This is a genomic window from Vibrio quintilis, assembly GCF_024529975.1.
GTDB classification, from domain to species: Bacteria; Pseudomonadota; Gammaproteobacteria; order Enterobacterales; family Vibrionaceae; genus Vibrio; species Vibrio quintilis.
Window position 1 is genome coordinate 3,072,180 of record NZ_AP024897.1, and the last position, 12,093, is coordinate 3,084,272.

Consider the following 12,093-nt stretch of genomic DNA (forward strand, 5'->3'; position numbering starts at 1 on the left):
CATACCCATGAATGAGCAACGGCACCAGTTGCCGTTGCTGCTGACCCCGAGGATAGCCTGATGAATAACGTTTTGATTTCTTTAGTTGTGCGTAGGCTTTTAAGTGCCATGCTTACGCTGTTTCTGGTTTCGATTGTTGTATTTGCGATAACCAATATACTGCCCGGCGATGCTGCCCAGCAAATTCTGGGACAATTTGCCATGCCCGAACAGGTCGCCGCGTTACGAACACAACTCGGTCTGGATCAACCGGCGATCTCCCGTTATTTTCACTGGCTGTTCAATCTGCTAAGCGGCGATCCCGGGCAATCTTTTGCGAACAATATGCCGGTCAGTGAACTGATGGATGGCCGGTTGCAAAATACGCTGATGCTGGCAGCTGCAACTTCGGTTGTATCAGTCCCGTTCGCCCTGTTTCTCGGCATTTTTGCTGCAATATACAGAAACGGGCGCTTAGACCGGTTCCTGAATACCCTGACACTGGCTCTGGTAGCTGTTCCCGAATTTCTGGTGGCAACGATTGCCGTGCTGATCTTTGCAGTCAAATTACACTGGTTTTCAGCCATTTCCTATGGCGGTGCCGGTGACAGCATCCTTGAATTCTTAAGGGCTTACACACTACCGGTGATGACCCTCTGTTTTGTGATTACCGCACAAATGGCAAGAATGACCCGTGCCGCCATGGTGGATGAACTGAGCACCAGCTATGTCGAAATGGCTTATCTGAAAGGCTTGTCTACACTCCGGATTGCCATTATTCATGCTCTGCCGAATGCCATCGGCCCGATTGCCAACGCAGTCGCACTCAGCCTTTCTTACCTGTTTGGCGGGGTTGTCATTGTCGAAGCTATTTTTAATTTCCCCGGTATTGCGGGCCTGATGGTCGACGCAGTAACCAACCGGGATATTGCCCTGGTACAAGCTTGTACCATGCTTTTTTGCAGTGGCTATCTGGGCCTCATTCTGATTGCTGATATCAGCGCAATTGTATTCAATCCGAGACTGAGGAATAAAGTATGACTGTAACCACTTCCCCACTTTCTCCTTTATGGCAGCCACTGAAAAAAATCAGTTCACTGGTGTGTATGTTGTGCCTGCTGCTGGCGGTCTTCGGTCCGTGGCTGGCGCCCTATAGTGTCGGAGAAGTGGTGTCTAAAACCATTTTTGCCCCCATGAGTGAACAGTTTCTGCTGGGCACAGATTATCTGGGACGCGATAACCTGAGCCGGATTTTAAATGCCATCCGCTATACCGTCGGCTTATCGTTGACAGCCTCCGTGCTGGCTTCCTGCACCGGAACGCTGGTGGCACTGACGGCTGTGATGTCTCCGAAATGGCTGGAAGAGGTCATCATCCGCCTGGTCGATGCCCTGATTTCAATCCCGAGTAAAATGCTGGCTCTGGTCATCGTGGCCGGATTCGGCTCCTCGATTCATCTGCTGATTATCACCGCAGTGATAGGCTATGCACCAGGTGCATTCCGGATCGCTTACAGTCTGGCGATGAGTCAAAGTGAACTCGAATACGTCCAGTCCGCCAAAATCCGTGGCGAGCACTCATTCTATATCGCCGTCAGGGAAATTCTGCCCAATATACTCAATCCGGTACTGGCGGACTTCGGGCTGCGGTTCGTATTTATCGTCCTGCTGCTCAGCGGGCTGAGTTTTCTCGGGCTTGGCATCCAGCCACCAAATGCTGATTTAGGTTCGCTGGTCAGAGAAAACATCGGCGGTTTAAGTCAGGGCTCCGTCGCTTTAATCGCCCCGGCTATGACCATCGGCATTATGACGATTGCCGTCAATCTGGTGATAGACCGGATTGCGGATCAACGGAATCAACAACACTAAGGAGGCGCTGTGAGGGATTTTATTGAAGTAAAAGGACTTTGTATCAGCGCAGAACAGGACCATGGCCCGGTGCAGATCGTCAACGATGTCAGTTTCTCACTGGAAAAAGGCAAAGTGCTGGCATTGATTGGAGAATCAGGCTCAGGGAAAACCACCATCGCACTATCTCTGATGGGCTATACCAAACCCGGCTGCGCATTCACTCAGGGAGAAGTCTGGCTGGGAGATGACAACTTATTAACGGCTTCCCCGGCACAGCTTTGCAACTGGCGGGGAAAACGCGTGACTTATATTGCACAAAGCGCCGCAGCAGCATTCAACCCCGGAAAACGCCTGATCGATCAGGTGATAGAATCGGCTTTACTGCACAATGCCGGCACCCGCAATCAACTAATTGCCAAAGCCATTAAGCTGTTTAGGGAACTGGCTTTGCCTGAGCCGGAGGAAATCGGCCAGCGCTACCCACATGAGGTTTCCGGTGGTCAGCTGCAACGCATCATGGCAGCGATGGCGCTGATTGCCGAGCCGGAGCTGGTGATTCTGGATGAACCGACAACCGCACTCGATGTCACCACTCAGGTCGAAGTCTTACAGGTATTCCGCAAAGTCGTCCAGCAACGTCAGGTGACGGCTGTTTACGTCTCGCACGATCTGGCCGTGGTGGCTCAGGTCGCAGATAAAGTGGTGGTGTTAAACCACGGAGAAATTAAAGAAACCAATGATATTGAAACCATTCTGCACGCACCGGCTCATCCTTATACTCAGGAGTTAATGCAGGCCGCATCACCGGTTCAAAACAATGGTTCTGTCGTGCTGGCAACTGCATCCGATAAGTCTGAACCGAAAAAAGAACCGCTGTTATCCGTCCGTAAACTGGTTGCCGGTTACGGCAGACGGAACAAAATGGGAATCCCCGAATTTCCGGTACTGGACGATATCCGCTTCAAACTCTGGCCGGGACAGGCGATCGGCATCATTGGTGAATCCGGTTCAGGTAAATCCACGCTGGCAAAAACACTGGTCGGCATGCTGCCCGCCGCGTTGGGAAACATCAAATATCAGGGATCAGAACTACCGCCGAAGTTAAGCCAGAGAAGTAAAGAACAGTGCAGGAAAATCCAGCTGGTTTTCCAGAGTGCAGATACCGCCCTGAACCCGAAACACACAGTTCGCCAGTTACTGGGCCGCCCGTTAAAAACCTATTTTAAGCTGTCCGGTCAGGCACGTAACGCGCGGATTGAAGAGCTAATCAGGCTGGTTCAGCTCCCGAAAGATATTATTGATCGCAAACCCTCAGCTCTGTCCGGCGGACAAAAACAGCGGGTTAATTTAGCCAGGGCACTGGCTGCTGAGCCTGACATAATTATCTGTGATGAAGTCACCTCTGCGCTCGATACCGTGGTCGGTGCAGCCATACTGGAACTGTTAAATGACCTGAAAGACCGGCTGGGATTTGCCTACCTGTTTATCAGCCACGACATGAACAGCGTGAAGTCATTATGTGATGATGTGATCGTGCTTTATAAGGGAACTCAGGTTCAGTCTTCCCCGGTGAACGGGCTGTATCACGGGCCACTCCATCCTTATACCGCACTATTGATGGACTCCGTCCCGCAGCTGAGAACCCGTTGGATTCATGAACCAAGAATTGCGACGCAACCGACCGGGACAAAGGCAGCTTCCGGGCAGCAGGAAATCTGTGCTTTTGTGGAGCGATGTTCCCGAAGCATTGCGGGTTTATGCCCGAATGTGGCCCCCAGCCGCAGAGCAATTCAAAGACACAGCCATATTTTATGCCACCTTCAGGATGACAAATTACCCACACTTGCCACTCTCACGGCATCCGCTCAGGATGCTGCTGATCAGGGCAATGTCCATCCTCTGGCAAAACAGAATAATAAGGAACAATACGCATGAGTGCCAGATTTATCCGGCTGGATGAAACCGACAGGAAAACCGTCACCCTGTGGATCAATGGTCAGCAAAGTGAAGCGCTGGAAGGAGACACGATCATGATGGCGATCCTGTGCAACGAATCAACACTGAGAAAAAATGAATTCGGTGATCATGGCCGCTCCGGCTTTTGCCTGATGAGTGCCTGTCAGGATTGCTGGGTCTGGACTGAGTCTGGCCAGAGAATCCGATCCTGCTCTGCTTATGTCGAAGAAGGCATGAAAATAGTGACCCAAGAACCGGAGGCAGTATGGAAAGTCCAGGAATCGTAATTATAGGGGCAGGGCCAGCCGGAATCCGGTGTGCAGAAATACTGGTTAAACATGGTATCAGACCGGTTGTTATTGATGAACAACCCCGCTCCGGTGGCCAGATTTATAAGCGCCAGCCTCAGCCTTTTCAACGTTCTTATCAAAAGCTTTATGGCAGTGAGTACCAAAAAGCACAAGCAGTGCATCAGACTTTCGACCAGTTGCAACACGATATCGACTATTATCCGGAAACCAGTGTCTGGGCGATTCACGATAAAACCCTTTATGCGCACCAACATGCCAACCCGGTTGAAATCCGTTTCGACTTCCTGATTTTATGCACCGGCGCGACAGACCGGGTACTGCCGGTTGAGGGTTGGGAACAGGCAGGTACCTATTCTCTCGGCGGCGCTCAGATTGCACTAAAACATCAGGCCTGCGCCATTGGCCATCAGGTTGCCTTTACCGGCACGGGTCCGCTGCTCTATCTCGTGGCTTATCAGTACCTCAAAGCCGGAGCAACCATTGCGGGTGTTTACGATACATCCGGCTTTGCTTCCCGGCTGAAAGCCATGGATAAACTGCTGATGAAACCCTATGCGTTATGGCAGGGGCTGAAGATGATTGGTGCCCTGAAACGGGCTAAGGTGCCGGTCCATACCGGCGTTACCCCGGAAAAAATCACCGGAGAAGGTGAAGTGACCGGGCTGGAAGTCAAACTGCGCAATGGTCAGCGCCGTCATGTGGCCTGCGATGCAGTCGCGCTTGGTTTTCATATCAAACCGGAAACACAGCTGGCCGATTTGGCCGGATGTGAATTCAGTTATGACACACAAAGTCAGCTGTGGCTTCCCGATGTTGATCAGCAGGGACGAACGTCTGTTCCCCATGTCTTTTGTGCCGGAGACGGATGCCGGATTCTCGGCGCGGATGCCGCAGAACTCTCAGGCAAACTTGTAGCCTTCACGGTACTGGAGCAAACCCGCAGTCTGAACCACCAGCAGAAAAAACAGCAATCAGGATTACTTGCCCGTTTCCGGCGAATGAAACGCTTCGGCGATGGATTACTCAAAGCCTTTCCGTGGCCGGCACACCTGATTGATCAGCTTAGTGATAAAGCCGTGGTCTGCCGCTGTGAAATGATCACAAAGGCCGAGGTCAAACTGAGCGTTCGCGAAAAAGAAGCCACGGAAGTCAACCGATCCAAGTCATTCAGCCGGGTCGGTATGGGACGCTGCCAGGGACGCTATTGTGCCCATGTGAATGCACACATTATTGCAAAAGAACATCATCACGTTCCCGAAACCGGCGGGCGCCAGCGCTCTCAGGCACCAGTGAAACCCATTCCGGTTAATGTATACACCGAAACATCCGGGGAAACTCACCCGTAAACCACAGCGAGAAGAATTTATGGACAGACAGTCAATACCGCAATTCGATGTCATCGTGGTTGGTGGCGGATTTATGGGTGCCTCAAGTGCTTTTTTTCTGGCGAAAAGAGGCCTGAAAGTTTTACTGCTGGAAAGAGATCGTATCGGACAATATGCCAGCGGGGTGAACTTCGGCAACGTCCGCCGTCAGGGGCGTCATCTTCAGCAGCTAGAACTGGCCAATCGTTCACGCCGTCTCTGGGATCAGCTCCCGGAGCTGATTGGTGAGGATCTGGAATTTATTCCCAGCGGCCATATGCGGATTTGTTATAAAGAATCTCAGATAGAAGCACTTGAAAGCTATGCAAACGCTCCGGAAGCCAGGGAACTGGGGCTGGAAATACTGACCGGGGATAAACTCCGTCAGCGCTTTCCTTATCTGGGGCCTGAAGTGGTTGCCGGATCTTACGCACCTTATGACGGACATGCCAATCCAAGGCTGGCTGCACCGGCTTTTGCCAGAGCAGCCAAACGGGCAGGTGCGGTCATCATGGAACAAGTGGAAGTCAGATTAATCGAAAAATCATCATCCGGCTTTAGTGTCCTGACCAAAGAAGGTGTAGAGTATCGCTCACAGCAGCTTCTGATATCTGCCGGTGCCTGGGGAGAAAAACTATCCGCTCAGATGGGCGAACCCGTTCCTTTGTATGCCAGAGGACCACAGATGAGCGTGACAGAACCCCTTCCCTACCGTTTCAAAACCGTCATTGGTATCTCTTCTTCTATCGAGGAAGAAATTCTCTACTTCCGGCAGATTCCCAGAGGCAACATCATTATTGGTGGCTGCCATCGTGCATTGCCGGATATGGAAAAACGCACAGTTCAGTTTGAGCCCAAAGCGTTAATTTACCAGATGCAGCAGTTACATCGTGTCGTCCCGCAAATCAGCAATATTCATGTCATTCGCAGCTGGAGCGGGATTGAAAGTTATCTTCCCGATTCGCTGCCGGTTATGGGGCCAAGTTCGACAACGGAAGGGCTTTATTATGCCTTTGGCTTCTGCGGACACGGGTTTCAGCTGGGTCCGGCAGTCGGCGACGTGATGGCAGAGCTGATCGCCACCGGTTCAACCGACACTCTGATTGAACCATTTAATATTCAAAGGTTTACCCAAAAAACATTAAAAAGAAGTGCGTAATGGACACCAAAGAACTCCTCAAACGTTTAATTGCTTTTGCAACCGTTTCATCCGAATCGAATCTGGAATTGATCGACTTCGTGCAAAGCCTGCTGGCAACGAAAGGGATTCAGTCAGAACTGGTCTTCAATGATGATCATACGAAAGCGGCGATGTTTGCCTCGATCGGCCCGGCAGGTCAACCCGGCCTCCTGCTTTCCGGACATTCTGACGTTGTCCCGGTCAAAGGACAAAACTGGCAAACCGACCCGTTTACCGGCACCGAACAAGACGGAAAAATCTATGGCCGCGGCAGTTGTGACATGAAAGGGTTTATCGCCAGTGCGATTCAGATCATGCTGGCATTTGCAGACAAGCCGCTCAGCCGCCCGGTTCACCTTGCGATCAGCTATGATGAAGAACTTGGCTGTCTGGGGGTAAAAGATCTGTTGCTCCAGCTGCAACATCTGAAGGTGGAACCTTATCTGTGTATTGTCGGCGAACCGACCAGCATGAACATCGCCACCGGACACAAGGGCAAAACCTCGTTCAGGACTCATTGCTGCGGCGATGAGGCTCACTCATCTCAGGCGCCGCTGCATACCAACGCCATCTATCTGGCCTGCGATATTATTGCCCATCTGCGGCAGCTGCAAACCGAACTGATAACATCCGGCGCCAGAGATGAAGCTTACAATATACCGCACTCCACCGTGCATGTCGGTACGATTGAGGGCGGACGATCCCTGAATATCGTGCCGGGAGAGTGTCAGTTTGTCTTCGAAATACGCCATCTGCCCGGCGATGATATTGACACACATCTGGAAGCCCTGTTTGCACAGGCAGAAACCATCGTGCAGCAGGCAAGGCAGGCGCATCCGACGACCAGTGCGGCAATTACATTTGATTGCCTGACCCGTTATCCGGGACTCGATACCCCGGCAGAACATCCCGCAGTACAGCAGTTGTCGGCACTTTCACCGGCAGGCACCGAAACCCTGAAAGTGGCGTTCGGTTCTGAAGGCGGACTATTCGCGGAATACTTATCTGCCCCGGTTGTGGTCTGTGGTCCCGGCTCAATCGATCAGGCCCACAAACCCAATGAATTTATCTCCCTGTCTCAATTACAACAGTGCGATGACTTATTAAATAAACTCGTACCCGAAATCTGCTTTCAACCGGAGTGAACATGATTAATTCATCCATACAGCAACAATTAAACAATCCTTCCCTGTTAACCGATCAGGCATATATCAACGGTCAGTGGCTTTTATCTGATGACGATGCCACGATCGAGGTCATCAACCCGTCGACACAGGAAATCATTGCAACGGTTCCGGACCTGACCAGCGCACAAATAACGTCATCCATCGAACTGGCCGATCTGGCCTGGCAAGACTGGAAAAAAACCACAGCAACAGAACGTGCCGCAATGTTGATGACATGGTATCAGCTGATGATGGATAATCAGCAGGACCTGGGCCTGATCATGACGCTGGAGCAGGGAAAACCGCTGGCTGAAGCCACCGGAGAAATCGCCTATGCAGCCAGCTTTATCAAATGGTTTGCCGAAGAAGCCCGCCGGGTTCACGGCGAAACGCTGCAAAACCCGTCTCCGGATCGTCGATTAATCACCATCAAACAACCTGTGGGTGTCTGTGCGGCAATTACCCCGTGGAACTTTCCGGCAGCGATGATCACCAGAAAATGTGCCCCGGCGATTGCTGCGGGATGCCCGGTCATCGTCAAACCTGCCGATCTGACACCACTTTCTGCGCTGGCATTAGGTGTTTTGGCTGAGCAGGCGGGCATTCCTGCCGGTATCTTCAATGTGATTACCGGCGACGCGGCACGCATTGGTGAAGTACTGACAGCCAGTCCGGTGGTCAGAAAAATTACCTTTACCGGCTCGACCCGTGTCGGCAGCCTGTTGATGGCACAAAGTGCCCCGACCATTAAACGCCTGAGTCTGGAGCTCGGCGGCAACGCGCCATTTATCGTATTTGAAGATGCGGATATTCAGCAGGCGGTTGAAGGCGTGATGACCAGTAAGTTCCGTAATGCCGGGCAAACCTGTGTCTGTGCCAACCGGATATTAGTCCACGATGCGGTTTATGATGAATTTGCCCGGGCGTTAACTCAGGCGGTCAGCCAGCTGAAAATGGGCGATGGTCTGGAGGAAGGTGTCACCATTGGCCCGCTCATCAACACTGCTGCGGTTGAAAAAGTCAAACGCCATATTGATGATGCGACCAGCAAAGGCGCCCGGATTATCTCCGGCGAGGTGCCAGACCCGCAATCTCAGTTTGTGACACCGACCATCTTAACGGAAGTCACGACAGACATGCTGGTAGCCCAGGAAGAAACCTTCGGCCCGCTGGCGCCGCTTTTCCGGTTCAGCTCAGATGAAGAAGCGATCGATATCGCCAACAGCACCCCTTATGGCTTAGGCGCCTACTATTACACACAAAATCTTCAGCGGGCATGGCATGTGGGTGAAGCACTTGAATTTGGCATGGTTGGCCTGAATTCCGGTGTCATTTCCATGGATGCAGCCCCATTCGGTGGTATCAAACTCTCGGGTCTTGGCCGGGAGGGGTCCGGGCTGGGAATTGAAGAATATCTGGAAGTGAAATCATGGCATATGGGCGGACTGTAAAGTCCGCATATCTGATCAATCAACAGCACTTTAGCAGCAGAGTCTTTCATCACCACAAAACCTGCTGTTTGTTTCATGAAAAACAGTGGAATGTGTATTTAATCACCTTCAATTAAGCGCCCTGCACTGAACAAACATGTTAATTTTTTAAACGGATCAATAGTTTTCATTACTAAGGAAAGGTCACATGATGAACTCAGATACTCCCCGCTCAGCCGGTTTGTTAGCTGAAAAACAACAACACGTTCCAAGAGGGCTGGTCAATGCACATCCGGTTGTGCTGGACAAAGCAGCCGGAGCTGAACTTTGGGACGTTGATGGCAACCGATATCTGGATTTTGTCGGCGGTATTGGTGTACTGAATATCGGTCATAATCATCCGGCAGTCACCCGGGCTGTACAGGAGCAGTTAACCAAAGTCTCTCACCCCTGCGCACAGGTCACTGTCTATGAACCTTATCTTGAGGTCGCCAGCAAACTGAATCAGCTGGTTGGAAAAGGCGAACATTACAAAACCGTGCTACTGACATCGGGTGCCGAAGCAGTAGAAAATGCGGTGAAAATTGCCCGCGGTTACACCAACCGCCCGGCCGTGATCTCATTTAAAGGTGGCTTTCATGGCAGAACACTGCTTGGCAGCACACTGACGGGAATGAGCGAACCATACAAGCAGAACTTTGGCCCGATGGCCGGAGAAATCTATCACGCCACTTATCCCAATGCATTCCGGCAGGTCAGTGTTGAGGATGCTCTCAATTCGATTGAAGAAATCTTCACCACTCAGGTCACACCTGATCGGGTGGCCGCCATTATTGTTGAATCCGTTCAGGGCGATGGTGGTTTTCTGTCAGCACCCAAGTCCTTCCTTGAACAGCTCAGAGCACTGACAACCAAACACGGTATCGTGTTAATTCTCGATGAAATTCAGGCCGGGTTCGGCCGGACTGGAAAAATGTTCGGCTATGAACACGCAGGGATTCAACCGGATTTGGTGACTACAGCAAAAAGTCTGGCCGGCGGATTCCCGCTTTCAGCAGTTGTCGGTAAAGCCGCGATCATGGATGGCCCGAAACCCGGCGGTTTAGGTGGTACTTATGGCGGAAATGCTATTGCCTGTGCAGCAGCATCTGCTGTGATTGATCTGTACACCAAAGATGATTCCCTTCTGTCGCTTGCCCGTCAGCGCGGCCACTTTTTTGAAGAAGGATTAAACGCACTGAAACAAGAGTTTCACCAAATTGCGGATGTACGCGGGACCGGGTTTATGCTGGCAATGGAACTCACCGGTAAAGACGATATACCGGAAGAAAATGCCGCACTGACACAGGCACTGATCGATGCATGTCGCGAACAGGGATTACTGGTGATTAAGTGTGGTACTCAAAGGAATGTCATGCGTTTCCTCCCGCCGGTTAACATCTCTGAAGCGCTTTTGAGTGAAGCACTGGGTATGCTCAAAGAAGCCTGCAAAAAAGTCTTTGTATAACGGCTTATTGGTCTTGCCCGGCAAGACCAATAATAGTGCAAATGGAACATTTTTGTGCACACATAAGCGGAGGGAATCGCTGATGGACATAACGCAATATAAGACACTTGTGATTGATTGCGATGGAGTTTTAATCAACCATTTTCATGGTATTCTGACTAAATTATATGAATTGCAGCAGGATCTACCGCAGAATATTTCATATCAGGAATTTCTGATTCAGTCCTATCTGGATCATTACTACGACCTGTCAGATTCCTTGTCTCAGAATGGATTTTGCGCTTCTCACTGCTTTACATTTCAGGCGTTAATGCAACGTTATAAACTCAATCAGGACTGGAAAAGAACTTTCAGGTTTGGCCGGACAATCAAACACTGGCCACTCTATGAAGATGCTTACGGCGCACTCCATTATCTGAAAAAGTTTTTCCGCGTCTTGATCCGATGTGACAGAGAACCCGAAGACATCCCCTATCTGATTGAAAATCTCGGCATTAACCAAGAGGATTTAATTATCCGCGGCAGCGAAGAAAGTGACCTGAGTACGACGCTGAGCTCTCAGGGAAACGAGGTTGGCTCCACCTTGCTGCTCACAACACCTCACCTGGCAAAAATCACGGCTTTTCCCAATACAAAGGTGATCCGCAGATATCCGGTCTCTTCATCCGATCATGGATCTGCCGAGTCACTCGCCGATCTGGTCATTGAGCATCAAAACATTCTAAGGAGCACATGGCATTAATTATGCTTAGAACCATATATCGTCCTATCACAATCAAATAATAAGGATAATATGATGGATTCAGATTTAAGGCTTGACCGTATCGATATCAATATATTGACTCAGCTGCAAAAAAATGGGCGAATGACAAATGTAAAACTGGCTGATGCTGTCGGTCTATCAGCCAGCCCGTGTCTGCAAAGAGTAAAAAGGCTGGAGCGCAGCGGCTTTATCCAAAACTACAAAGCTTTTCTCAACCTGGCAAAAATCACTGAATATGTCACTGTTTATACTGAAGTGTATATCAATGGCCATAAACGGGAAGACTTTATTAAGTTTGAAAACAGCATGAAGAAAGTGGACGAAGTCATGGAGTGCCACCTGATTAGCGGTGGTTATGACTATCTGGTGCGCTTTGTTACCCGCAATATCGCACATTATCAGGAAGTAATTGAGAATCTGGTTGACAGTAATATCGGGATTTCAAAATATTTCAGCTACATAGTGATTAAATCCCCGGTGATGAAAGAAGACATGCCATTGCAGTCATTGCTGGAACATCAGCCTCACGCGGTGTGATTTTGTCATCAGGTCTGTCGAGTTTTGCAAATAAAAAAGGGGAGTGATTT

At 50.5% G+C, this 12,093-nt stretch carries 11 protein-coding genes; all 11 read left to right on the top strand.

What is annotated here, in order from left to right; genetic code table 11:
* The first annotated feature begins 60 nt into the window (after window positions 1-60).
* The 11 genes from OC443_RS14120 (at window position 61) to OC443_RS14170 (ending at window position 12,043) form a co-directional block, all read left to right on the top strand.
* Window positions 61-1,020, top strand: coding sequence for an ABC transporter permease (locus OC443_RS14120; RefSeq protein WP_073581489.1), 960 nt, complete (start codon window positions 61-63; stop codon window positions 1,018-1,020).
* The gene (locus OC443_RS14125; protein ID WP_073581487.1) at window positions 1,017-1,847 is read left to right on the top strand and encodes an ABC transporter permease; all 831 of its coding nucleotides are present in this window, start codon (window positions 1,017-1,019) and stop codon (window positions 1,845-1,847) included. The genes OC443_RS14120 and OC443_RS14125 overlap by 4 nt, the downstream gene beginning before the upstream one ends.
* Before the next feature lie 9 nt (window positions 1,848-1,856).
* Window positions 1,857-3,764: an ABC transporter ATP-binding protein gene (locus tag OC443_RS14130; RefSeq protein WP_073581486.1), complete on the top strand. Its 1,908-nt coding sequence runs from the start codon at window positions 1,857-1,859 to the stop codon at window positions 3,762-3,764.
* Window positions 3,761-4,072, top strand: a complete 312-nt coding sequence (locus OC443_RS14135; RefSeq protein ID WP_073581485.1) for a (2Fe-2S)-binding protein — start codon at window positions 3,761-3,763, stop codon at window positions 4,070-4,072. The genes OC443_RS14130 and OC443_RS14135 overlap by 4 nt, the downstream gene beginning before the upstream one ends.
* Complete coding sequence (locus tag OC443_RS14140) at window positions 4,051-5,442, top strand: FAD/NAD(P)-dependent oxidoreductase (RefSeq protein ID WP_073581484.1); 1,392 nt, start codon at window positions 4,051-4,053, stop codon at window positions 5,440-5,442. The genes OC443_RS14135 and OC443_RS14140 overlap by 22 nt, the downstream gene beginning before the upstream one ends.
* 19 nt (window positions 5,443-5,461) lie before the next feature.
* Window positions 5,462-6,619, top strand: coding sequence for an NAD(P)/FAD-dependent oxidoreductase (locus OC443_RS14145; protein ID WP_073581688.1), 1,158 nt, complete (start codon window positions 5,462-5,464; stop codon window positions 6,617-6,619).
* Entirely contained in the window at window positions 6,619-7,785 is a 1,167-nt protein-coding gene (gene argE, locus OC443_RS14150; protein ID WP_073581482.1) for an acetylornithine deacetylase, read from the top strand. The genes OC443_RS14145 and argE overlap by 1 nt, the downstream gene beginning before the upstream one ends.
* A 2-nt stretch (window positions 7,786-7,787) precedes the next feature.
* Window positions 7,788-9,257 (top strand): NAD-dependent succinate-semialdehyde dehydrogenase, encoded by a 1,470-nt coding sequence (locus OC443_RS14155; RefSeq protein WP_073581481.1) that lies wholly within the window; start codon window positions 7,788-7,790, stop codon window positions 9,255-9,257.
* A gap of 187 nt (window positions 9,258-9,444) precedes the next feature.
* A complete protein-coding gene (locus OC443_RS14160; protein WP_200796907.1) occupies window positions 9,445-10,743 on the top strand; it encodes an aspartate aminotransferase family protein in 1,299 nt (432 codons plus the stop codon).
* An 82-nt stretch (window positions 10,744-10,825) separates the two neighbouring features.
* Window positions 10,826-11,485, top strand: coding sequence for an HAD family hydrolase (locus OC443_RS14165; RefSeq protein ID WP_073581480.1), 660 nt, complete (start codon window positions 10,826-10,828; stop codon window positions 11,483-11,485).
* Between the two features lie 51 nt (window positions 11,486-11,536).
* Complete coding sequence (locus OC443_RS14170) at window positions 11,537-12,043, top strand: Lrp/AsnC family transcriptional regulator (RefSeq protein ID WP_234976354.1); 507 nt, start codon at window positions 11,537-11,539, stop codon at window positions 12,041-12,043.
* Window positions 12,044-12,093 lie beyond the last annotated feature (50 nt).

Bases quoted from the DNA above. Each gene is read 5' to 3' on its own strand.
- OC443_RS14140 (WP_073581484.1), top strand. From the start codon at position 4,051: ATGGAAAGTCCAGGAATCGTAATTATAGGGGCAGGGCCAGCCGGAATC.
- OC443_RS14160 (WP_200796907.1), top strand. From the start codon at position 9,445: ATGATGAACTCAGATACTCCCCGCTCAGCCGGTTTGTTAGCTGAAAAA.
- OC443_RS14120 (WP_073581489.1), top strand. From the start codon at position 61: ATGAATAACGTTTTGATTTCTTTAGTTGTGCGTAGGCTTTTAAGTGCC.
- OC443_RS14135 (WP_073581485.1), top strand. From the start codon at position 3,761: ATGAGTGCCAGATTTATCCGGCTGGATGAAACCGACAGGAAAACCGTC.
- OC443_RS14170 (WP_234976354.1), top strand. From the start codon at position 11,537: ATGATGGATTCAGATTTAAGGCTTGACCGTATCGATATCAATATATTG.
- OC443_RS14165 (WP_073581480.1), top strand. From the start codon at position 10,826: ATGGACATAACGCAATATAAGACACTTGTGATTGATTGCGATGGAGTT.
- OC443_RS14155 (WP_073581481.1), top strand. From the start codon at position 7,788: ATGATTAATTCATCCATACAGCAACAATTAAACAATCCTTCCCTGTTA.
- argE (WP_073581482.1), top strand. From the start codon at position 6,619: ATGGACACCAAAGAACTCCTCAAACGTTTAATTGCTTTTGCAACCGTT.
- OC443_RS14125 (WP_073581487.1), top strand. From the start codon at position 1,017: ATGACTGTAACCACTTCCCCACTTTCTCCTTTATGGCAGCCACTGAAA.
- OC443_RS14145 (WP_073581688.1), top strand. From the start codon at position 5,462: ATGGACAGACAGTCAATACCGCAATTCGATGTCATCGTGGTTGGTGGC.